The sequence below is a fragment of the Paenibacillus sp. MZ04-78.2 genome, assembly GCF_024213375.1.
Classification (GTDB): domain Bacteria; phylum Bacillota; class Bacilli; order Paenibacillales; family NBRC-103111; genus Paenibacillus_G.
On the sequence record NZ_JANAVJ010000012.1, the window covers coordinates 19754 to 41523 of the forward strand.

The window sequence follows — 21770 nt, forward strand, 5'->3', positions numbered from 1 at the left end:
TCTTACAAAGTTAAAATGGAGTTCTATGACGCGAATAATACGCTGATCGGTTCCCATACGCCAACAACTAATGATGGTGTGGAGTCATTGCCGAATACGCTTCAAAATGTTTCGAGCGTTGTGTTGAAACCCATCACTGCCGGGTCTGGTATTTGGGCCTACGAATGGAACGTATTTACAACTCCATCTTTCCCGCCGACGACTCCTACGATTAATTGGTTTCGTGGTGGAGATCGTGTCGTAGATCTGTATTGGACTACGACCGGAGCAAAATCGTATACGGTTAAACGTTCGACCTCGGCCGGAGGACCTTATGCCGTCCTCGCTTCCAACATTAAGGGAAATTCCTTTACAGATACCTCAGTTGTCAACGGAACTACGTATTACTATGTGGTAACTGCCGTGAATGAAGCGGGGGAAAGCACGGTTTCCAACGAAATCAACATTAAGCCAAGCGCCACCAAATATACGGGCGGTTTATTGGATGGGGTAGCGTTAAAAGTAGGTGCAACTTTTAATAATCAGACGTCCACGGTTATGGAGTTTACAGACAACAACGGGAATACAGTAAAATATATCGGAAACAACATCGCATGGTATACATTTTCCGCTCCTAAGGACATTAATGCCGTAATCGCCAAATGGTATGACTCTTACAAAGTTAAAATGGAGTTCTATGACGCGAATAATACGCTGATCGGTTCCCATACGCCAACAACTAATGATGGCGTGGAGTCATTGCCGAATACACTTCAAAATGTTTCGAGCGTTGTGTTGAAACCGATCACTGCCGGGTCTGGTATTTGGGCCTACGAATGGAACGTATTCGGCAAAAACCATGATGTTCTACCCGGCGCACCGCTTAATTTAACGGCGGTAGGAGGCGATAAAACCGTATCATTGACATGGAGCAGCATGAATACAGCTACAAGCTACAAAGTGAAGCGAAGCACTACGGCAGGAGGCCCTTACACAGAAATTGCCACCGTAAATAGCGCTACGTATGCCTCCTACTCAGATACGAACGTGGTTAATGGAACAACGTATTATTATGTCGTTACTGCCGTAAATGCAGCAGGAGAAAGCCCAAATTCGAACGAAGCTTCGGCTACACCTAACGGATCGATTGTAACCCAGCCAACTCAGGATACGGATAGAGCCCTGCTGCGCATCATGCTGAACAACGGGGAAGAGAAAGAATACGACCTGTCCATGAAAGAAGTGAACGCATTCCTAGCTTGGTATGAAGGTCGCGCTTCCGGCACGGGTGCGGTGATGTTTGCAATCGACAAGCACAATAACAACAAAGGCCCTTTTAAAAACCGGAAGGATTACATGATTTACGATAAAATTATCACATTTGAAGTGAATGCTTATACAGCATCTTCCACTAATCCCAATACTGATTCGAAGCCGTGATGAAACACTGCTTCAACAGGTCGCCGCTAAGCGGTGGCCTGTTTTTAATTATTTGCTCAATCAACAAAAAAGCAGACCGCCATTTCAGCAGTCTGCTTTTTTGTTAATTATGAAAATTCGTTGGCGTACAAGAATTTGCACGCCTTCGTGTTTTATACAATCACTACACCGTACACCAGATCAAATTTCATCCTACTGCTTCAGTACGCCGACAAGCCGCTTCGCTTCGCCTGTCGGGGTCGCTATCACTTCGTATATATTAATGTCCAGCGGATACTCGTGCTCTTCGGTGCGCAGGGCGTCGAACTGAACAAACTGTACGCCGCTGATCAACCGGTTCACGCCGCTGAACGGCAGCGACTTGGTCGACAAACTTTTGCCCGTCTTATCTACCAGCTCCAACTGCATTTTGGACGAGTTCGGATCGACGACGACATGCTCGTTGCGAGTAATGTCCATATCAAGCTTCATACGATACGTATAGCCGATTGGCGTGTTCGGAGAGAGCGCCGAAGGTACGATATACCGCGCGTTCAGCGTCCAGTCATTGAGCTTGACGTTGAACGGATAGAACGACATATTTTTCAGGTCCAGCTTCGTTTCCTGCATGGCCACACGGTACGCTCCGATCGCCGTCGAGGCCGGCGCTGCCGTCTTCGCATCCGTGAACTTCAGAACGTATTGCTCGTCCTCGTTCTCGGTCGGCATGTTGAACGCATAGCTGACGGCATAGCTCGTTTGCGGCATAATCTCCGCTATCGTCCCCGCTTGACGATTGCCGGAATACGTCATGCCCTGCGCCGTAATCAGCTTCGTTTGGAATGTCGGCACCGGAACCGGCAGGTCGCTGTTGTTTCTGAGCAGCAGCTTCGCAATCACGGTCTGATAGCCTTCGCCGTCGTTCTCATGACGATGGAACTCGACCATCGACACCGACAGGCGCGGATCGATCGTATCGGACAAGCTGTCAAATGCGAAAGGCTGGCCCAGTTCGTAAGGCTTGGCCGCATTGTACTCCGTCGTGCTGCTCGTGACCGGCAGCGCCACCTGATAACGTCCCACGCTGTAGGAAACTGGGCTGGGCTGGCCTTTGGGATCGAGCTGGCGGAACGTTTCCGGAGTCAGCACGTTGAAACTCGTGAGCACGGTATCCTTATCGGTCGGGATGGCGAAATGGATGTACCGCTGCTCCTTCGGTTCGAGCACAAGCGGCGACGCCTCGACCCGTTTTCCCGGGAAGACGGTTTTATCGGTGCTGCCGTTCCCGTTCGACTTGCCGTCCAGCGTAATATCCGGGACGGCCTCCTTGGTCGCGGACGGATTGTCCACGCGCATCTTCACGGTCGTTACCGGGCCTTGCGGCGTGTTATCCCGGCTCACGGAAACCGGCGTATAGACGAGCGGCGATTCCAGCGTCGGACTTAGCGTAAAGGAGCGCTCCCACGACAGCACCGAGGAAGAAGCTTTCGCGAAACCGGACAGCGGCCCGGTCCATTCTTGTCCTTTCACGGGCACCGCGAGCCGCACGGTTTCCTTCTTCGGATACGAGTACCAGTCAATTGCATACCAGACAAGCTCGGCAAGCTCCGAAGGACTCCGGCGGTCCACCTTGACGAAGAAGTTCAATTCCTCGGTCGTACCCGGACGAACGGCATGGGCGTTAAACACGCTCGCTTGCATCGGATATTCGTACCCGTCGGCGGTTTTGACCCGCAGCTCCAGATCTGGAATTTTCGCCACCTTGGCGTCCAAGCTCCGAACCCGCACGACCGCAGCGATGCGTGTGCCTTCGCTGGTCGTCTCGTTCAGCAAGCTCTTGATTTCGACCTGCAGCTTATCCGCGAGCGTATAGCTTTGCAGCTTCGGCGTTCCAGCGATCGTGCCGGAAGCCGACTTCGACGCGTCGGCCACTGCCGCAGCTTCCGAAGCCGCCATGGCAGGCGAAATGGACGCCGTACCGAGCAGGGAAGCCGTCAGAACGACGGAAAGCGCCGTTTTTTTCCATTGTTGGTTCGAATTCATCATGCTGCAACCTCTCCCACCGTTGATTTTACTTTAACCCGGCGCGACTCCCACATCGTCAGCAAACCGACGGCAAGCGACATCACGCCGATCATCACGACAAATATACCGAGTTCCCTTACGAAATAGTCGAGCGAGCCGCCACGATAGCCGATGCCCCGAATGAATTTGAACAGCCAGGTCAGCGGCAGCATGTTGCTGACCGCTTGAATCGGCCCGGGAAATATAATTGTGGCCACCTGTACGCCGGACAGCATGAAGGACGGGTACACAATCGCATAGGTGCGAAGCGCCACCTTCGACGGGTCCGCCGCCGTCCAGCCGACGACCATACCCATCAGCGTGACCGTCAAGGTGTAGAGCAGCAGCGGAACCGCAAATTCCAGCGGGTTCCCGACAAATCTCAGCCCGCCAAGCTGCTTCAGAAGTCCGAAGGCCAGCATCAGGCTGATGCAGGAGATCACCGCATACGGCAGCACGCGCGACCAGAGCCCGATCGGCGAACGAAGCGCCTCCTCCAGCCGGCCCTCCACCCGCAGACGAGGGACGATAGATGCGGCGGCGATGGCGGTAATCCCCAGCGCCACCACATTGACGAAGCCGACGACCATGAAGCCTATAAAATCGGAGGTCGGGTTAAACAACAGCCGCTGCTGCAGCGAGATCGGGGAGGCAATTCCCATCGCCGCATCGTCGCCAAGTCCCATCACCTTCAGCTTGCCTACGGACAGCGTCGTGTTCTCGATTGTAACCAGCTCCTGCATACCGGAGCGTATGTTCCCTACCGACGACGGCATCGAGTTGTCGATGAGCAGGCCTATATTAATTTGCTTCCCTTGGAAACGATACTGTTCCATCCCCCGTGGCAAATACATGATGACCATATATTTTTCATTGGTCATCAGCTTTTCCGGCGGGATCGCCTCGTGGAACACGTCCACGACGTTCAAGTATTGGGAGGCGTTCACCTTGTCGATAAACTGCCGGCTGTACAAGCTGTTGTCTTCATCGACGACCGCCATCGGCGCTTCATTGATTTGACCGTTCTTGAACATGTAGCCGAACAACGCCGCCACGATCAGCGGAGCGATCAGAATCGCTATCACGAATTTGCCGGATAGCGCGTATTTCCATTCATCGAGCAGGGATTTCATCGACACGCACCTCCGCTGTCATGCCTGGCAGCAGCTTGTCGGTCCGCTCTACGTAGACACGCACTTGGAACGAGTTCAAATCTGCGGTGCCTTTCTCCCGGCTCATGCGAAGCGCGGCGAATTGCGGCGCGGCCGTGACGAACTGCACCTTGCCCTCCACTTTGTCCGGCAGTGCTGCAAAATGCGTAGGTACAGCGGAACCGGCTTGGAACTTGCCGACTTGTCGCTCGTCTACATATAAGTCGTAATAAAGCTTGCCCGTTTCCAATACGACGACCGGCATCCCGGAGCCGACATTCTCGCCCGCCTTCGGTATAATTCTGACCACCTTGCCGTCAGCCGGAGCGCGCAGCGTGAAGCGGTCCTTCTGCACCTTCAGCGATTCCATCAAAATGTTCAATTGCTCCAACTGCTTGTTCAGCGCCTCAATGCCGATTTGCTGATTCGAGATATCGCCTTCGGCGAGCTGCTGCTGCTCGACGACCGCCTTGGCGCGGTCCGCTTGCAGCGCCGCCAGCTTGCGTTCTTTATCCGTAGCGCCGGTCAGCATTTTATCCAAAACGGTCTGCTGCTGGTTTCTCGCATTCTCCAGCGTCGCTACCTGGCTGCGCGCCTTCTCGACCGCGTCGCGGTGATCCTTGTACGAATACGGATTATTATCGTACGCCTCCTCCGTGTTCAGCAGCTGGTTGTACAGCTTGAGCGCATGCGTGTACGATTCCTCCGAGGCCGCGACGGCAAGCCTCTGCCGTTCGATATCTTCGCTTCTCGCTCCGTCTGCCACCTGCGCCACCTGCGTCTCCGCCTGTGACAAGCCGACCTGCGCCAGCCTCACCGCATTGTCCAGCTTGCTTTTGGCGACTTGGATGCCGTCTTCCGCCTGCTTGATCTTTAAGGTCGTAACCTCCACATCGGCCTGCGCCTTGCGGAGCTGAAGGTCGATATCCGTCGGATCAAGCGACATCAATACGTCCCCCTTGCGAACCGTCTGTTCCTCTTTGATCGAAAGCTCGATGATTTTGCCGGCGACGCCTTGAAAGGATACATTCACCTGCTCTGCCGTCAGAATACTTCCTTTGTTGGAAGAGGCCAGCGTTACCGCATCCTTGCCCTGTGCCGCCAACATCCAGCCTCCCCCGCTCAGCGCTAATGCCAATACGACGATAGCCGCCACTTGTTTCTTCATTTCCTCCGTTCCCCTCTCCTGATGCTTCTTTTCTCTATATGGTCTATAGCTGGCTCTTAATTCCGTTAAGAATGAACTTGGTCGTCAGTTCCGCAACCGATGCTTCGGTCTCGGCCGCCTTAGGCTGGGCGGATTCGTTCTCGTCCCGGAATACGGGGTCCAGAAACGGGCTGCTGCGCGAAAACACAAGCGTACCTACGATAAAATGCACCGTATGGCGAGTCGAATCGAACTCGAACTGCCCCTTGGCTTTGCCCGCCTCAAGAATGAGCCGGAGCTGCCGCCAAAGCACGTGGATAATCGACTGCAGCTTCTCCAGCCGGGGACTCTCCATCATGACCTCCTGCTGAAGTATATTAATGAGCTCGGGTTCCGCCAAGCGGAAGAGCGTAAACTCCCGGATAAACGATTGCAGATCGTGTACGGGATCGTTCAGCTCGTACTCTGCCACCAGAAACGCCGGGGCGAACGTTTCAAACAGCGAATAAAACACGTTCTCCTTGCCCCCGAAATGATAAGACACCAGAGCGAGCGCCACCCCCGCTTCATCGCAAATTTGCCGCACCGTCGTGCCTTCGAAGCCTTTTTTCGCGAACAGCTTTTTGGCGGCGTTCAATATTTTCAGTTTAACGTCTTTTCCCTGCGCTTCCGGTTTCATGAAAACCTCCCTTTCAATTCGAACACATGTTTTGAACGAACGTTTTGAACAATTGTTCAATTCATCTCTGAATGGTATTTTATACTGGATAATCTAACCTGTCAATAGAAAAAAGAAGCCCGGGCCGAATGTGGCCGGAGCTTCGAAGCTTGACGCAGCGAAGGCGGGCAGAAGGGGCGATTACCCCTTTACGCTGCCCGCCGTGACGCCCTCAATGATTTGCCTTTGCAAAAAGATGAAGATGATAATGATCGGGATGACGCTGATACTGATCGAAGCGCACAGGGCGCCATAGTTCATGTTGAATTTGTCCGCAAACCCGACGACCGCCACAGGCAGTGTCCGGAGCGTCTGTGTTGACAGGAATAGGTTCGCCATGACATATTCGTTCCAATGGTTGAGGAAGTTAATGATAAACACCGTAACGAGCGTCGGCAGCGACAGAGGGAATACAACCCGGAACAGCAAGCCGTAAGCGGACAGCCCGTCCATAACGCCGGCTTCTTCAAGCTCGGTAGGAATCGCCTTCATGAAAGCGGCCACGACAAAGACGGTTAACGGAATCCCGAACGCCGTATATGGTATAATGAGCGCCAACGGAGTGTTGTACAGCCCCATGTCCTTCACCATAATATACAGCGGAATCAGCAGCGAAGCGGGAGGAATGAGCAACGAGACCAGCAGCAGCCCGTACACCAGCTTACTGAGCGACGGGAAGCGCATTCTTGTGACCGCAAAAGCGATCCCCATGGCGAGCAGCAAGGACCCGACTGTAGCGATGGTAGCGATATAAAGGCTGTTAATAAAATACGTGCCAAGGTGCGAATTTGTCAGCGCGCTCTCATAGTGCGAAAAGGAAAACTCCGAAGGCAGTCCCCATGGATTCGTGATGATCTCGTTATTTTTCTTTAAAGACGAGATCACAATGAAATAGATGGGATAGACGATGATCAGCACGTACGGAATAAGGACGAGATGAGGAATACTTTTGACCAACGCTTTCTTCATTAGTATTTAACCTCCTCTACCCTGCGTGAGAACAGATGGAAAATGAGCGTGACGATAGACGTAAACACAAAAATGATAATCGCAATAGCATTGGCGTAACCGTATTCGCCGGCCGAATACGCCTGCTTGTACATATACGAGGCCATGACTTCCGAACTGCCGAAAGGGCCGCCGCTGGTCATAATCAAGACGATATCCAGCGCCTTCATCGCGCCCGTAATCGACAGCAGCATGACGACGACGATAACCGATCGAATGAGCGGAACGGTGATGTGCCACGCCTTCCTGAAACCGACGGCGCCGTCGATTTCCGCCGCCTCCAGCACTTCCGAAGGAATCGCGAAGATCGCTGCGAGCACCAGAACGATATAAAATCCGGTCCACTGCCAAGCGTTCGCTATGAGCACCGCAGTCATAGCCGTATCCGGGGTTCCAAGCCACGGCTTGGCCACTTCGGCGAAACCGGAAACGCGGAGAAGCTGATTGAGCAGCCCGGCATCCGGCTGGTAGATGAATTGCCATATAATCGACACGGCGGCCGTCGACAGGATACTCGGCAAAAACACTGATACTTTATAAAGTCCCAGCATCTTTTTCGCCCTGCTGACGATAATGCCGACCGCGATAATGATCGGAACCTGAATAAAAAGTGAAAAACCGACAAAATAGATGTTATTTTTAAATCCGATCCAAAACTTTTCGTCCTGGAGCGCTTTAAGGAAGTTTTCGATTCCGTTGAACACCGGTTCGTTAATCCCGTTCCAGCTTGTGACGGAATATCTTAGGGACGAGAACAGCGGGACGATATAGAACGTCACATATAAAACCAGGGCCGGGACGATAAAAATTAGGTAGGCCACCGGATTTCTCAGCACCTTATTCATGGATCACCCTCCGATAGCAAAATGCGGGCGCCGCGCGATGGCGGCACCCTTGTTTAGCTTTTTATTTTTTTTGGCCGTCGGCTTGATTCGCTTCATCCTGCGTTTTTTGCATCCGTTCGGCAACTTTCTCCGGTGCAACTTGTCCGCCAAGCAGTTCTTGCATCGAAGATTCGAGCGTCACTTTCACTTTCGGCTGAACCAAGGCGTCGAACGCCGGGAATGCGCCTTTGGACGATCCTTGAGCATCGCCGATTTCTTTGACCAGCGGATGCGCGTCGTTCGCGCCTTTGACGTTTTTCATAGCAGGAATCCGGTTTGCTTTGTTAAGCTGATCGGCTTGATTCTCGATCGTGTAGAAGTTCTTGATGAATGTTTTAACGGCTTTCAATTCGTTGTCGTTCAAGTGAGCGGAGAAGCCGTAGCCGTTACTCCAGCCGCCGTTGATGTGGCCATCGCCTTTGCCGCCCACATCCGGGAGACGGAAGAAGCCGACATTGTCTTTCACGGTCGATTTTTCTTTGTCAAGCACCGCGGAAGTCGTCCACGTACCGTCAAACAGCATGGCAGCCTGGCCTGTGTAGAACTTCGCCTGACCTTCGGCATATTTCAGTCCTAATACGTTAGGATCGATATAGCCTTTATCCTTCAATTCCTTCATCCGCTTGAACGCTTCTACAACCGGAGCGTCAGTCCACTTGGTTTTGCCCGATTTGAAGCCTTCCTGCTGCTCGGTACCGCCTAAGCCGACAAACAAGCTGTTGCCGAGCATGTTGATCGCCCAAGCGCTTTCCGGTCCGCCGCCCAGCGCGATCGGCGTAATTTTTTTCGCTTTCAAAGCTTCGCAGACTTTGAGGAACTCTTCCCAGTTTTTCGGAATCTGGACGCCGGCGTCCTGGAACATTTTCTTGTTGTAATAGAACCCTTCCACGTAACCGGATTCCGGCAGACCGTAGATTTTGCCGTCTACCGTAAATTCGCCCAGATTGTAGAATTGGTCCGACAAGCCAAGCTCTTTCAGAATATCGTTCAACGGGAGCAAATGGCCTGCCTTGGCATAGTTCTGGGTATCCGCACCGCCGAATAAGTTGAAAATATGCGGCGGCTTGCCGGAGGACATTTCCGCTTTCAGCTTCACATCGCGGTTGACGGTATCTTCGACGCCGTCGAGGTTCAGCTTAAGTCCCGGAACATCCTGCTCCGTTTTCGCCGTCACTTTCTGCAGCAGCTCCAGCGTCGATTTCGCCGTTTCCCGGACGTTGATGTGACGCACCGTCATTTGGAACGATCCGGCCTTCGCCTCCGTTCCGGCAGCCGACTTGCCGGCCTCCGCTCCTTTGTCTTTTTCGTTATTCGCAGCCGGCGCGGAACTGCCGCAGCCAGCCAGTACGGTGGTCAGCAAGAGCGCTGCGCTTGCGGAACAAAGTACACTTTTCTTCATCTGGGAATCCCCCTATGTAAATATTTGTATCGGTGACCTTCACCTTGCTTTTATTATAAAATCGCGTCATGACGCGTCACAGGTATACATTACAACTTTGGTGGGATAAAATTATCCACTTTCCTGACATAAAAAGAGGCAACCCGCAGGTTGCCTGATCGTTGGAAAGGATATGGTATAATAAGAGGACTAGTCGTAGAAGCGCAAAAGAATGGGAGGTAAGACCTATGGAGTGCCGGATCGGATGCGCCGCCTGCTGCATCGTCATATCGATTTCATCCCCGATCCCGGGCATGCCGGAAGGCAAGCCTGCCGGTGTTCGCTGCATCCAGCTCACTGCGGATAACCGCTGCGGATTGTTCGGGAGCCCGGAACGTCCGGCCGTATGCGGCAGCCTGCGAGCCTCGGGGGAGATGTGCGGCCGTTCGAATGAAGAGGCCTATGCGTATTTGGAAGCTTTGGAGCGGGCGACGAGCTGAGAGTATTTAGACAAGAGCCTTTGGCTTGCCGGGCGGGTTCGCAATTTCAAATAAAAAGAAAACCCGAAGCATAACTGCTTACAAGCAGCTTTCGCCTCGGGTTTTTCGTATATGGATTTATTTTTTTACAAGCTGGTGAATCGGATGGCCGAGTGCGCCTTCGGCGGCGTCCATCGTAATTTCGCCAAGCGTCGGATGGGCGTGAATCGTCATCGCAATGTCTTCAAGCGTAGCGCCCATCTCAATGCCGAGCGTCATCTCCGCGATCAGGTTGGAAGCTTCCGCGCCGACCACCTGTGCCCCGATCAAAAGGCCGGTGTCTTTATCGCCGACAAGCTTCACAAAGCCGTCCGTGACGTTCATCGATTGTGCGCGGCCGTTCGCCCCGTAAGGGAACTTACCGGTGAACACATTGATGCCTTTGGCTTTCGCCTCGGTCTCGCTGAGACCTACGCCAGCGATTTCCGGATCGGAGAAGACGACGGCCGGAATGACTTTGTAGTCCACAACGCTCGGCATTCCGGCAATGGATTCTGCCGCCACTTTTGCCTCATACGAAGCTTTGTGAGCCAGCGCCATGCCCGGTACAATGTCGCCGATCGCATAAATGTGCGGAACGTTCGTCTGGCATTTTTCGTTGACTTGGATCAAACCGCGTTCGCCGACCTGTACGCCTGCGAGCTCCAGCGACAAGTCGCCATCGGTATTCGGACGGCGGCCGACGGTAACCAGCACGTAGTCCGCGGTTATTTTATGCTCTTCGCCTTTGACGGTGTAGGTTACCGTCACGTCCTTGTCTGTTTGCTCGCAGCCTTGAGCCATCGCTTCGGTGACGACTTCGACGTCGAGCTTTTTCAAGTTGCGCGCCACTGGCTGCGACAGTTCTTTTTCGAAGCCCGGCAGGATGGAGTCGGAGCCTTCCAGCACCGTCACTTTCGCGCCGAACTTGGCGTACGTTTGACCCAGTTCGATACCGATGTAGCCGCCGCCGATGACGACGAGGCTCTTCGGAAGCTCATTCAGCGACAGCGCTTCGGTCGAGGACAGAATGCGTCCGCCGTACGGGAATGCTTTCAGCTCGATCGGACGGGAGCCTGTCGCAATAATGCAGTGGTTGAAACGGTAACGCGCCGTTTCGTTATCGTTGAAGACGCGCGCTTCATGCTCGTTGATGAACAGCGCCTCGCCGTTAAAGATTTGCAGCTTGTTCCCTTTCAGCAGCATCCCTACGCCGCCGCTTTGCTTCTTGACGATGCCGTCTTTCCACTCCTGTACCTTCGCCCAATCGATGTTCACATTCTCCGCCGAAATCCCGATCGACGTAGCATGCTTGATCACTTCGTAATGATGCGCCGCGGAAATCAGTGCCTTGGACGGAATGCAGCCGCGGTTCAGACACACGCCGCCAAGCTCGGATTTGTCCACGATCAGCACGCTTTTGCCAAGCTGAGCTGCGCGGATACCGGCTACATAACCGCCGGGGCCGGCCCCGATGACCAGAACGTCAATTTCAACCGATGCGTCTCCTACTACCATCTTGGATTACACCTCCATGACAAGCAGTTCCGGATCGGCCAGCAGCTGCTTGATATAGTTCATAAAGTTTTGTGCCGTAGCGCCGTCGATGATACGGTGGTCGAAGCTGAGCGACAGCGCCATGACCGGAGCGATGACGATTTCGCCGTTTTTGACGACCGGCTTCTCGCTGATGCGGCCCGTTCCGAGGATCGCCACTTCAGGGAAGTTGATGATCGGCGTAAAGAACATGCCGCCGGCAGAGCCAATATTCGTAATCGTAAGCGTGGAGCCTTTCAGCTCGCTCGGACCGAGCTTGCCTTCGCGGCCGCGTACCGCAAGGTCCTTGATCGCGGCGGCAATGGTCCAAATATTTTTGCGGTCCGCGTCCTGAATGACCGGTACGATCAAACCGTTGTCCGTATCCGTCGCGATGCCGATATGGTAGTACTTTTTGTAGACGATTTCCTGCTTCTCTTCGTCGATCATGGCGTTCATCGCCGGGAATTGACGTGCTGCCGCCACCAATGCCTTCACGATGAAAGGCAGGTAAGTCAGCTTGACGCCCTTCTTCTCGGCAACCGGCTTCGCTTTTTCGCGCAGCGTGACAAGACGGGTCACGTCGACTTCGTCCATCAGAGTCACGTGCGGAGCGGTATAAGCGCTCTTGACCATCGCATTCGCGATCGCCTTGCGGATACCCTTCAGCGGTACGCGCTCTTCCTCGCGGTCGCCGCTGACCGGCGCTGCTGCCGAAGGCGTCGCCGCGCTTGCTGCCGGAGCCGCTGCCGCCGAAGCTTCAGCCGCTTTCGGCGCAGCGCCCGGCGTGAAGCCATGCACGTCCTCGCGTGTCACGCGTCCGTTCTTGCCTGTCGCGGTAACCTCCGCGATGTTCACGCCCTTCTCGCGCGCCAGCTTGCGCACGCTCGGCGTCGCGAGCACTTCGCGCGCGTCGCCTGCCGCTGGGGCTCCGCCTGCCATCGGCGTATCCAGCTTCGAGGCGTTCACGTTCGCCGCTACGGCGCCGCCAACCGCGCATTCTGCACCGCCTTGCGCAGCCGGAGCTTCCGCTGTCGCCGGAGCAGCGCTCGGTGCTTCGCCGTGGCCATGGGCCTGCTGCGGCACCTCGCCGGTTACTTCGATGACAGCGATCACGTCGCCGATCGTACATACCGTACCTTCGGAGACCTTGAGCTCAATGATTTTCCCTTCTACCGGAGAAGGTACTTCCACCGTCGATTTATCGTTCTGAACGTCCATCAAGATCGTTTCGTCATTTACCGTATCGCCGGGTTTTACGTGCCATTTCACGATCTCGCCTTCGTGGATGCCTTCGCCCAGCTCGGGAAAGCGGTATTCAAAGTTTGCCATCGGTCGCTCACCGTCCTTGCGTCTTAGTAAAATATTAGAAATCCAATACTTGATTCAGGCCTTTGACGATACGGGCAGGATTCGGAAGCCATTGATCTTCGACCTGCGCAAAAGGATACACCGTATCCGGAGGCGCTACGCGCAGCACCGGCGCTTCGAGATGCAGAATCGCCTTCTCGTTGATTTGCGCGATTACTTCTGCCGCAATGCCTGCCGTTTTTTGCGCTTCCTGCACGACGATCGCACGGTTCGTTTTCTTGATCGACTCGACGATCGTGTCGATGTCCAGCGGTATCAGCGTGCGCAGGTCGATGACTTCGACTTTCGCGCCGCGCGTTTTCTCGATCTCCTCGGCCGCTTTGAGCGAAGTGTGCACCATAGCGCCGTACGTAATGATCGTGACGTCTGAGCCTTCGCGAACGACGTTCGCCTTGCCGATCGGCACCGTATATTCGCCTTCCGGCACTTCCGCGCGGAACGAGCGGTACAAGTTCAGATGCTCCATGAAGAACACGGGATCGTTGTCGCGGATTGCCGAAATGAGCAGTCCTTTCGCATCGTACGGGTTGGAAGGCACGACAACTTTAATCCCCGGCGTTTGCACCATCAGCCCTTCCAGCGAGTCGGTGTGCAGCTCCGCCGCTTTAACGCCGCCGCCAAAAGGCGTACGGATCGTAATCGGCGCGTTGTAACGGCCGCCTGAACGATAGCGCATGCGCGCCGCCTGTACGGCGATTTGGTCGAACGCTTCAAAAATAAAGCCGACAAACTGGATTTCCATGATCGGACGGAAGCCTTGAATGGCCATCCCGACCGCCATCCCGCCAATCGCGGATTCCGCAAGCGGCGTATCGAATACGCGGTTCTCCCCGAATTCGGCTTGCAGACCTTCCGTTGCGCGGAATACGCCGCCGACCTTACCTACGTCTTCCCCGAATATGACCACGTTCGGATCGCGCTGGAGCTCGACTCGCATCGCGTCCTTGATCGCTTGAATCATTGTCATTTGAGCCATGGCTGAAAGTTCCTCCCCTTTTACGCTAAATAATCCGCTTTTTGCTCTTCCAAATGCTGCGGCGTCGTTTCGAACATGCTGTCGATCAAGCCCGGCACCGTCATTTTTTCCGTTTCTTCGGCCTTCTTGATCTGTTCGGCAACGGTGTTTTTCGCATCCTCAACGACTTTCGCCTCTTCCTCTTCGGACCATAATCCTTTGGAAACGAGGTACGTACGGAAGCGGTTCAGCGGGTCCTTAAGCTCCCATTCAGCCGTTTCTTCTTTCGTGCGGTATTTGGACGGGTCGTCCCCGGACATGGAGTGCGGCAGGAACCGGTAAGTTATCGCCTCGATCAACGTCGCGCCTTCGCCCTTGCGGCCGCGCTCCGCTGCGTCTTGAACGGCTTTCACCACCGCGAGCACATCCATCCCATCTACTTGTACGCCTTCGATTCCGGCAGCAACCGCCTTGTGCGCAACGGAAAGCGCAGCCGTTTGCTTGGAGAACGGCGTCGTAATCGCATAGCCGTTATTTTGCACCATGAAAATCGACGGTAGCTTGAACGCCCCCGCGAAGTTCAGCGCTTCATAGAAATCGCCCTCGGACGAACCGCCGTCACCAGTGTACGTAATGGAAACGCGCTGCTCTCCGCGCTGCTTGAACGCCATCGCCACGCCCATCGCATGCAAATATTGCGCGCCGATGATGATTTGTGGCATGAGGACGTGCACGTCTTGCGGAATTTGTCCGCCGTGCTGATGTCCGCGCGAATAAAGGAACGCTTGGTACATCGGCAGACCGTGCCATACGATTTGCGGCATGTCGCGGTAGCCCGGGCAGATGAAATCGTCTTTGTTCAGCACGAATTCGCTGCCGACCATCGTTGCTTCCTGACCGGAAACCGGCGCATAAAATCCGAGGCGTCCTTGACGCGTTAAATTGACAGCGCGCTGGTCCCACGTACGCGTGAATACCATGCGGCGCATTATTTCTTTCAATTGGTCATCCGTCAGATTCGGCATAGCTTCGGGATTCGTAACGGTACCGTCGGTGCCCAGAACGGACAACGGCTGTACTTCTTGTACGCCCACAACATAAGGCTTGCTCATTTCCATATTCACCTCAGCGATAGATTTTTGAAGGGATGTCGAAATTGGGGTGTTTCTGTTATAGTATTATTATAAACCTGTTTTAGTGAATTGCACAAGAACATACTTGTAAAATATGATTTCTTTTCGATTAGACGTATATAACAGTTCACAAAAAATAATAATACAGATTAATAAAATCCATAAAACTATTATAATACAATGGGAGGTTTTCCCCCTTGGACGACAGCTTGTACTACAAGCGTACCATCGTAAAAGAAACCGTATTTTCACACGCTCTCGGGCAGGAAAGATCGCTGCGCGTTTACCTTCCCCCAGGCTACAATGAGCTGTTGTCGTATCCTGTCATCTACTGTCAGGACGGCGAAGATTTTTTTAATTTCGGCCGCATCGCCACGACGATGAACCGGCTTATCTTCGATGACAATGTGGAGCCCGCCATCATCGTCGGGGTGGACGTGGACAAAACGGTCCGCACTTCCGAGTACGCGCCCGAAGGAGAGCGTTTCCACGCTTACTGCGCGTTTTTTGCCGAGGAGCTGATCCCGTTTATACAAGATCATTACCCGGTCCGCGCGGATTTGAACGAACGGACCTTGGCCGGCGATTCGCTCGGGGGCACCGTATCGTTACATCTTGCCTTAGATTATCGTAGCCTTTTTTGCCAAGTTATATCCTTGTCCGGCGCTTTTTTACAATCGACGCAAGAGCGGATCGAAGCCGAGGACGACTTGTCGTGGCTAAAGCTGTCCATGGTCATCGGGCTCGACGAGACGGAAGTGACGACGGAGCGCGGGACATTCAATTTCGTCGAAGCGAACCGCAAAACAAAACAGCTCCTCGTCACGAGAAGCTGTTCGCTGCATTATGAAGAAAAGCCGGGAAAACACATTTGGGGCTTCTGGCAAAATGAATTGCCTGGCATGCTGAAACCATTTTTGACTTGAATCGGAACAGAGCCTCTTATTCGCCAGACTCCTTCTCGCGAATGCCGTAACGCTCGCAGAGCAGGGCTGCCATTTCCCGTACCCGGACGGATTCCGGGACCCACAGTCCCGCAGACGCCCGCTCCATCCCTTCGGGAGTTTGCCTCTCGCGCACGACCCGCTTCACTGCTTCAATGAACTTAATCGCAGCGCCGCCGCCCAGATCGGTCAGCTCTTCCAGGCTGGCCATGCTGTTGGCCGTCACCCGCGGAAAATCGATATCCTGCGCGCCGGCGGAAGCCCGTTCGTAAAACTCACGCGCTTGCCGCGCCTTCTCCGCCCCGGCCCCCTCGGCAATCACGAACGCCTGCACGACGTACGCATGGGCTTGCCGCCGCTGGGCGATGCCGCAAAATTTGCGGCCCCCGATACTCAGATCGTAATCTCCGGGACAATAGGCCCCTTCAATCTCCCCTTTGCGAACTTCACATCCGGTCGCTTGAAGCGCCAGCCGGATCAGCTCGAACATCCGCTCGAAGTCGTCGCGGAAGTCGATTTCCCCGGCCCGGCGCTTCGGCATGATGAGCGACACGTTGACGACGCCCAGATCAAGCGGCACCGCCGCGCCGCCCGAATTGCGGACGGCGACATTGTAGCCTTGCGCCTCCAGATACCGGGCCGCTTCCGCCGTGCCGGGCAGCCGGCTATCACGCAGCCCCATAACGAACGCCCGCGGGTGGCGCCACAGATGGCATAGCGGCGCCCCGCCTTCGCCCACGTGCTTGCACAGCAGCTCCTCCAGCGCAAACGGATACAGCACATCCTGCTCCGTTACGTCTTGCGAACGGTCCAGCAGCAGCAGATCCGAAAGCCCGTTCTTCTGCGGCTGCGTCATCTCTTGCTTATCCATAGCGGCTAACCCGCTCCTTTCCTGATTCCGCTTCTCAGGCTCGTCTAAACTACCCCCATTCTAAAAGGGTCCGGCGGCCGTTGCAAGTCCCCGGCTTCACCGCTCCCTGTACCGCACAAAGGCAAAGGCCCGGATTCTCTTCCGTTGAAAGCGATCCGTGCTACAATGGAAAGGACCTTGTCACAAACCTGCCCGCTGTCTCGTCCTATTTTTTTATGAGCGAACCGCGCGGAAGCCGACAGTTCGATTTTTAACGCAAAGGAGAATCCGCCAATGACGCAGCTTCCGTTGGAAGACTGGTATACCGAATATAAACCGCTGTTGTTTTCGATTGCCTACCGGATGCTGGGGTCGGTGTCCGAAGCGGAGGATATCATCCACGATCTGTTTCTGGCCGTATCCCGCACGGGCCCGGGCGCGATTCAGAACCCGAAGGCGTATTTATGCAAATCCGTTACCCGTCGCTGCATCGATCAGCTCAAATCCGCCCGCGCCCGCAGGGAAGTGTATGTCGGACCGTGGCTTCCCGAGCCGCTGCAAGCTTCGGATCAGGAAGACCCGCTGCTGCAGGCGGCCCGGAATGACGACATTTCCTTTGCCTTCCTGCTGCTGCTGGAGCAGTTGAACCCGGTTGAACGGGCGATTTTCGTCCTGCGCGAAGCGTTCGATTACGACTATAAGGAAATCGCCGACATGCTGGACAAAAGCGAAGCCGCCTGCCGGAAAACATACAGCCGTTTGAAGCAAAAACTGAACGTTGCGGAAGCTCGATCCCCGCAGCCTGGCCTCCCGGAATCAGAATCGCTCGTTCGCAGCTTTTTGAAGGCGGTCAGCACGGGAGACGTGCTTCAATTCATCCACCTGCTGACGGAGGATGCTGTCCTGTATTCCGATGGCGGAGGCAAGGCGCGCGCGGCGCTCCGGCCGATTCTCGGCGCAAACCGGATCGCTGCTTTCCTGCTCGGCATAGCGTCCAAAGGCACCGTCCTGACGCGGAGCGTCCCCGTTTCATTCAATCGCGGAGCTGGATTGCTGGTTGACGGTTCCCATTCCCGCATCGCCATCTTGTTCGAATTCGAAGGCACGCAGATCCGGACGATGTATTTCGTTAACAATCCGGATAAGCTACGCCATCTGCCGGAGCACCCGAAGCTTTAACCGCTTGCTGCCGCTGCCGCAAATAAACAAAAAACTCGATTTCCCCTGAACTGTGGGAAGCCGAGTTTTTTCATATTTTATCATCATCGCGGCGTTACGAACGCTCTTCGAGCCCTTCGATTTTCGCTTGGCCCCACGGGGCGACTTTCATGTGCACGATTAACCGGCTGGCCTTATCCTCAAGCGATTCGCCGGTCCCTTCGGGCACGTAGTATTTTTCGACTCCGTATTTGACGAAAATCTCTTCCCCCCAACGATTGTCGATCCGCCCTTTCAATACGACCTCGCCTTCCTGCGCCGCAGGCTTCGAGCCATATGCGGCCACCGGCTGGGCAATGCCGTCCACATCCGGCTTCAAAACCACGTAGACCGGCTGGCCGCTCTCCGGCTTCCGCGCCGCGTCTTTCCACAGCGACGGGTCGAGACGGCTGATGTCATAGCTGAGGGTCACGTAATCGCCGTAAAGCAAATCGCGCGGGTCCACCGGCACCGTCCGGACGCGGATGTCTTTTCCGAACCAGCCAACCGCATAGAAGGAAAGGGCGATTCCGATCAGCACAAGCGCCTGGAGCAAGATGACGCCAGCCGTAAGCAGCGAACGCCGGCTGCCGCCGGTCACAGCGTTGTCAGACATGTCCGTTCCCCTCCTTCGTATCGTCGAAAAACCGTTTTTTCCGCCGGTTCAGAAACCAGCTCAAGCCGATCAAGATGCAGCCTCCGAGAATGAAAAACAGTGATTTGTCCATAAAGTCCCAGGTCAATTTGCCGTATGCCACCATCGTGCTGCAGATGAACAGAACCGTTCCGAAGTTGGTCTTGAACCGCCATTCCTCAGCATAACCTCGCCACAGCACGTACAGCGAAAAGAAAAACAGCGCGAGCAGGTACAAGACGTCGACGCCGGAAGGCAAGTAAACGAACGGAGCGAGCAAAATCCATTCGAAGGCGCTGGACGCCCGGCCGTTTCGCAGCTTTCCCGCCAGCGAGACGACAAAGAGAAGGACGAGTGCTCCGAAGTAATAGAGCGGTACGGCAAGCAGCCAGTCGTCATCGACGGCCCCTCTTTCATATCCGATCATCACCATCACGACCGCGAAAATAAATGCTGCGGCAAGCGGAACCGTCTGCAGCGCGTAGCCTCCATGGCGTTCGTCCTTCAGCCAATCGCCGAGGACGTAAAGCGCCATGGCCGGAACAAGCATCCAGAGGAACGGCATGTCCACGGCGATCACCCACATCAGCGCCTGCACCGTAACACTGAAGCTAAAGCACCAGATCAGCAGCGGATGACGCTTTTTCCAGCCGTAAAACCCAAGACCGGCAACCAAAAGCGCAAACGCGGTATAGCTGAAGCTATCGAATTCCGCTACGCTGTACCATTGGGCGATGTTAAAAAGGAGCAGACTTATTAAATACAAGTATCGGCTGCGGTATAGAAAGGTCGCAACCATTCCCGCGCACGCCCACAAAATAAACGTTCCTGCGTTGTAAGCGACCAAGTGAAACATTTGGCCGATCAGCACGATACCTCCACCGAAGCTGACGACTCCAAGGCTGACAAGCGCAACGCCCAGCTTATCGTGGCCGCGCCGCAGCGCCATCTCGCCTCCGGCGTAAAAGCCGATCATGAGCAGCACGATCATGGCAAGGCGGACAAGCTGCGGGATATCCTGCCAGTTGGCTGCTATAAAACTGAGAATGCCCAGTCCGACCAATATGCTTCCGAGAATCGGCAGCAGACCGACGGCATAATGTTTCGTTTCGTACATGCTTAGAAGCTGATCTGCCTGCTCGTGGGTAACGATACCACGCTCCACCCACATTGGAGTTTCTTTCTCCAGCCATTTTCGGCTCATCGGAATGCACCCCTTGTTTGCGTAAACTCTTGTGCGAGTTGTTGATACCTCAAGTATATCCCGCCTGAGAGGAAAAAGAAGTACTAACTTCCGCTAGTACTTCGAACGCTCATCCCCTCTAAAGAGAAGAATCCGGGCCGCGCACATGCAGGAAGATAGTTCGGATTAGCAAAAAACTAGGGATTTTCCCGATGCTAATTCCATTCCTTTCACATATTTTATTTTTACAAATGGTCCGATATAATGGTAGAATAACTATTTTGAACCACACTCTCGTTCTTTATGAAGATCGTCTCCAACGATAAAAACACGCTGACAAAAGGTGATGACATTGAACTTGCTCCACCAATTGCTGTTAAACATGCTTATCGTGATTACGCCGGTCATGCTGTATCATCTGTTTTGGATTGATCGTCTTCTGCATGCGAACGTGCGTACGAACCAGATCATCGTTACCGTCATCTGCACGGTCGCCTCTTTGGTCAGCATGATGCATCCGTTCGAGCTCTCTCCCGGATATTTGTTCGATTTCCGCTTGATTCCGCTCGCTCTGTGCTTTTTTTATGCCGGACCTTTGCCGGCTCTCGGCGTAGCCGCCATTATTTTGAGCTACCACTGGAAGTCGGAAGGGTTTGGCATGTATTCGCTGGCGATTTCCCTCGGCTTCAATCTCATTCTGTTGTGGTATTGCAAACGCCGGATCGCCGATGTGGCCCGGCTTCTCAGTACCGCGACCGCGGCCGGACTCGGATTCGTTTTGTCGTTGATTACGGCATTTGTCGCCTTGTTCTCCATGTGGCAGGAGCACATACCAGTTACCGAATACTTCTTCCTGTTTTTTGCTTTGTTCAGCCTTATCCATTCGTTTACCGCCATACTTGTCGTCTATATCATCAGGCAGATCAAGCAAAATATCGAATTGCGCAAGCAACTGCAGCATAACGATAAAATGAATATGCTGAGCGAGTTGGCAGCTTCCTTCGCCCACGAAATCCGCAATCCGATGACCGTCGCCCGCGGGTTCGTGCAAATGATGCGTCAAAACGACTTGGCGGAAGACAAACGGCTAATTTATAGCCAGATGGTCTTGGAAGAAGTCGATAAAGCGCAGGCGATCATTAACAATTACTTATCCTTCGCCAAGCCCCAGTTGGAAGAGATCGAACTGCTGGACGCCAAGCCGCTTATTTTACAGACGGTCCAAACATTGCAGTCGTACGCCGATCTTCGGGGCGTATCGGTAGAAATGAATCTGCAAGACAAGCTGATGATCAGCGCCAATCCGGATAAGTTCGCGCAATGCATCATGCATTTGTGCAAAAACGGTATTGAAGCGATGCCCGGCGGAGGGAAGCTGCAAATCGTCGGCATCCTGCAAAATCAGACGGTATGCATCGACATTATCGACCAGGGGATCGGCATGACGCAGGATGAAGTCGGGCGGCTCGGCACGCCGTTTTATTCCATCCGCGGCAAAGGGACCGGCCTTGGCATGATGGTCACCTACCGTGCCATTCAAAACATTCATGGCCAGATTGATGTGACGAGCGAAGTGGGCAAAGGCACCTGCTTCTCGATTTTGATCCCATCGCTGCACTCCTCTACCTATCATTAACCTCAATCAAAAAAGGCTGAGTCTTCGACGTACATCTCGCGAAAACGCAGCCTCTCGCAATATCC

19 protein-coding genes are annotated in these 21770 nt (G+C 54.3%); 5 read left to right on the forward strand and 14 right to left on the reverse strand.

Annotation, left to right across the window (positions count from 1 at the left end; genetic code table 11):
• Positions 1 to 1419, forward strand: a 1419-nt coding sequence (locus NLX71_RS11390; RefSeq protein WP_375377913.1) for a fibronectin type III domain-containing protein, incomplete at its 5' end; no start/stop codon positions are given.
• A 192-nt stretch (positions 1420 to 1611) separates the two neighbouring features.
• Here NLX71_RS11390 and NLX71_RS11395 read toward each other — a convergent pair.
• From NLX71_RS11395 to NLX71_RS11425, 7 genes are all read right to left on the reverse strand, one after another.
• The gene (locus NLX71_RS11395) at positions 1612 to 3444 is read right to left on the reverse strand and encodes a hypothetical protein (protein WP_254363763.1); all 1833 of its coding nucleotides are present in this window, start codon (positions 3442 to 3444) and stop codon (positions 1612 to 1614) included.
• The gene (locus NLX71_RS11400; protein ID WP_254363764.1) at positions 3441 to 4595 is read right to left on the reverse strand and encodes an ABC transporter permease; all 1155 of its coding nucleotides are present in this window, start codon (positions 4593 to 4595) and stop codon (positions 3441 to 3443) included. The genes NLX71_RS11395 and NLX71_RS11400 overlap by 4 nt, the downstream gene beginning before the upstream one ends.
• Entirely contained in the window at positions 4576 to 5781 is a 1206-nt protein-coding gene (locus NLX71_RS11405) for an HlyD family secretion protein (RefSeq protein WP_254363765.1), read from the reverse strand. Before NLX71_RS11405 ends, NLX71_RS11400 begins: the two co-directional genes overlap by 20 nt.
• 43 nt (positions 5782 to 5824) lie before the next feature.
• Positions 5825 to 6439, reverse strand: coding sequence for a TetR/AcrR family transcriptional regulator (locus tag NLX71_RS11410; RefSeq protein WP_254363767.1), 615 nt, complete (start codon positions 6437 to 6439; stop codon positions 5825 to 5827).
• A gap of 180 nt (positions 6440 to 6619) precedes the next feature.
• On the reverse strand, positions 6620 to 7447 hold the full coding sequence (locus tag NLX71_RS11415) for a carbohydrate ABC transporter permease (RefSeq protein WP_254363768.1): 828 nt from the start codon (positions 7445 to 7447) through the stop codon (positions 6620 to 6622).
• Complete coding sequence (locus NLX71_RS11420) at positions 7447 to 8331, reverse strand: carbohydrate ABC transporter permease (RefSeq protein ID WP_254363769.1); 885 nt, start codon at positions 8329 to 8331, stop codon at positions 7447 to 7449. Before NLX71_RS11420 ends, NLX71_RS11415 begins: the two co-directional genes overlap by 1 nt.
• 61 nt (positions 8332 to 8392) lie before the next feature.
• Positions 8393 to 9769: an ABC transporter substrate-binding protein gene (locus NLX71_RS11425; protein WP_254363770.1), complete on the reverse strand. Its 1377-nt coding sequence runs from the start codon at positions 9767 to 9769 to the stop codon at positions 8393 to 8395.
• Positions 9770 to 9996: 227 nt separating this feature from the next.
• On the opposite strand from NLX71_RS11425, the gene NLX71_RS11430 reads away from it, so the two are divergent.
• Entirely contained in the window at positions 9997 to 10248 is a 252-nt protein-coding gene (locus NLX71_RS11430; protein ID WP_254363771.1) for a YkgJ family cysteine cluster protein, read from the forward strand.
• Positions 10249 to 10365: 117 nt separating this feature from the next.
• On the opposite strand, the gene lpdA is transcribed toward NLX71_RS11430, so the two are convergent.
• Genes lpdA through pdhA form a run of 4 tightly spaced genes read right to left on the reverse strand, consistent with a single transcriptional unit; the run spans position 10366 to position 15240 of the window.
• The gene (gene lpdA / locus NLX71_RS11435; RefSeq protein WP_254363772.1) at positions 10366 to 11784 is read right to left on the reverse strand and encodes a dihydrolipoyl dehydrogenase; all 1419 of its coding nucleotides are present in this window, start codon (positions 11782 to 11784) and stop codon (positions 10366 to 10368) included.
• Positions 11785 to 11790: 6 nt separating this feature from the next.
• Positions 11791 to 13134, reverse strand: coding sequence for a dihydrolipoamide acetyltransferase family protein (locus NLX71_RS11440; protein ID WP_254363773.1), 1344 nt, complete (start codon positions 13132 to 13134; stop codon positions 11791 to 11793).
• A 34-nt stretch (positions 13135 to 13168) separates the two neighbouring features.
• Positions 13169 to 14149 (reverse strand): alpha-ketoacid dehydrogenase subunit beta, encoded by a 981-nt coding sequence (locus NLX71_RS11445; protein WP_254363774.1) that lies wholly within the window; start codon positions 14147 to 14149, stop codon positions 13169 to 13171.
• 20 nt (positions 14150 to 14169) lie between these two features.
• Positions 14170 to 15240, reverse strand: coding sequence for a pyruvate dehydrogenase (acetyl-transferring) E1 component subunit alpha (gene pdhA / locus NLX71_RS11450; RefSeq protein WP_254363775.1), 1071 nt, complete (start codon positions 15238 to 15240; stop codon positions 14170 to 14172).
• 218 nt (positions 15241 to 15458) lie between these two features.
• On the opposite strand from pdhA, the gene NLX71_RS11455 reads away from it, so the two are divergent.
• Complete coding sequence (locus NLX71_RS11455; protein WP_254363776.1) at positions 15459 to 16187, forward strand: alpha/beta hydrolase; 729 nt, start codon at positions 15459 to 15461, stop codon at positions 16185 to 16187.
• Between the two features lie 16 nt (positions 16188 to 16203).
• On the opposite strand, the gene NLX71_RS11460 is transcribed toward NLX71_RS11455, so the two are convergent.
• Positions 16204 to 17076, reverse strand: a complete 873-nt coding sequence (locus NLX71_RS11460) for a lipoate--protein ligase family protein (RefSeq protein ID WP_254363777.1) — start codon at positions 17074 to 17076, stop codon at positions 16204 to 16206.
• Positions 17077 to 17349: 273 nt separating this feature from the next.
• On the opposite strand from NLX71_RS11460, the gene NLX71_RS11465 reads away from it, so the two are divergent.
• Positions 17350 to 18234 carry an RNA polymerase sigma-70 factor gene (locus NLX71_RS11465; RefSeq protein ID WP_254363778.1) on the forward strand — a complete coding sequence of 295 codons (885 nt, stop codon included), beginning with the start codon at positions 17350 to 17352 and terminating at the stop codon, positions 18232 to 18234.
• Positions 18235 to 18328: 94 nt separating this feature from the next.
• Here the strand turns inward: NLX71_RS11465 and NLX71_RS11470 are convergent, their stop codons facing one another.
• Positions 18329 to 18868 carry a GDYXXLXY domain-containing protein gene (locus NLX71_RS11470; protein ID WP_254363779.1) on the reverse strand — a complete coding sequence of 180 codons (540 nt, stop codon included), beginning with the start codon at positions 18866 to 18868 and terminating at the stop codon, positions 18329 to 18331.
• Positions 18861 to 20090: a DUF2157 domain-containing protein gene (locus NLX71_RS11475; protein WP_254363780.1), complete on the reverse strand. Its 1230-nt coding sequence runs from the start codon at positions 20088 to 20090 to the stop codon at positions 18861 to 18863. Before NLX71_RS11475 ends, NLX71_RS11470 begins: the two co-directional genes overlap by 8 nt.
• Before the next feature lie 325 nt (positions 20091 to 20415).
• Between NLX71_RS11475 and NLX71_RS11480 the strand changes: the two genes are divergently transcribed.
• The gene (locus NLX71_RS11480) at positions 20416 to 21705 is read left to right on the forward strand and encodes an ATP-binding protein (protein WP_254363781.1); all 1290 of its coding nucleotides are present in this window, start codon (positions 20416 to 20418) and stop codon (positions 21703 to 21705) included.
• The last annotated feature ends 65 nt before the right edge of the window (positions 21706 to 21770 follow it).

Coding starts and splice junctions, on each gene's coding strand:
- NLX71_RS11400 (WP_254363764.1), bottom strand. CDS start 4,595: ATGAAATCCCTGCTCGATGAATGGAAATACGCGCTATCCGGCAAATTC.
- NLX71_RS11475 (WP_254363780.1), bottom strand. CDS start 20,090: ATGAGCCGAAAATGGCTGGAGAAAGAAACTCCAATGTGGGTGGAGCGT.
- NLX71_RS11460 (WP_254363777.1), bottom strand. CDS start 17,076: ATGGATAAGCAAGAGATGACGCAGCCGCAGAAGAACGGGCTTTCGGAT.
- NLX71_RS11465 (WP_254363778.1), top strand. CDS start 17,350: ATGACGCAGCTTCCGTTGGAAGACTGGTATACCGAATATAAACCGCTG.
- NLX71_RS11480 (WP_254363781.1), top strand. CDS start 20,416: ATGACATTGAACTTGCTCCACCAATTGCTGTTAAACATGCTTATCGTG.
- NLX71_RS11410 (WP_254363767.1), bottom strand. CDS start 6,439: ATGAAACCGGAAGCGCAGGGAAAAGACGTTAAACTGAAAATATTGAAC.
- NLX71_RS11425 (WP_254363770.1), bottom strand. CDS start 9,769: ATGAAGAAAAGTGTACTTTGTTCCGCAAGCGCAGCGCTCTTGCTGACC.
- NLX71_RS11440 (WP_254363773.1), bottom strand. CDS start 13,134: ATGGCAAACTTTGAATACCGCTTTCCCGAGCTGGGCGAAGGCATCCAC.
- NLX71_RS11405 (WP_254363765.1), bottom strand. CDS start 5,781: ATGAAGAAACAAGTGGCGGCTATCGTCGTATTGGCATTAGCGCTGAGC.
- NLX71_RS11415 (WP_254363768.1), bottom strand. CDS start 7,447: ATGAAGAAAGCGTTGGTCAAAAGTATTCCTCATCTCGTCCTTATTCCG.
- NLX71_RS11420 (WP_254363769.1), bottom strand. CDS start 8,331: ATGAATAAGGTGCTGAGAAATCCGGTGGCCTACCTAATTTTTATCGTC.
- pdhA (WP_254363775.1), bottom strand. CDS start 15,240: ATGAGCAAGCCTTATGTTGTGGGCGTACAAGAAGTACAGCCGTTGTCC.
- NLX71_RS11430 (WP_254363771.1), top strand. CDS start 9,997: ATGGAGTGCCGGATCGGATGCGCCGCCTGCTGCATCGTCATATCGATT.
- NLX71_RS11395 (WP_254363763.1), bottom strand. CDS start 3,444: ATGATGAATTCGAACCAACAATGGAAAAAAACGGCGCTTTCCGTCGTT.
- lpdA (WP_254363772.1), bottom strand. CDS start 11,784: ATGGTAGTAGGAGACGCATCGGTTGAAATTGACGTTCTGGTCATCGGG.
- NLX71_RS11445 (WP_254363774.1), bottom strand. CDS start 14,149: ATGGCTCAAATGACAATGATTCAAGCGATCAAGGACGCGATGCGAGTC.
- NLX71_RS11470 (WP_254363779.1), bottom strand. CDS start 18,868: ATGTCTGACAACGCTGTGACCGGCGGCAGCCGGCGTTCGCTGCTTACG.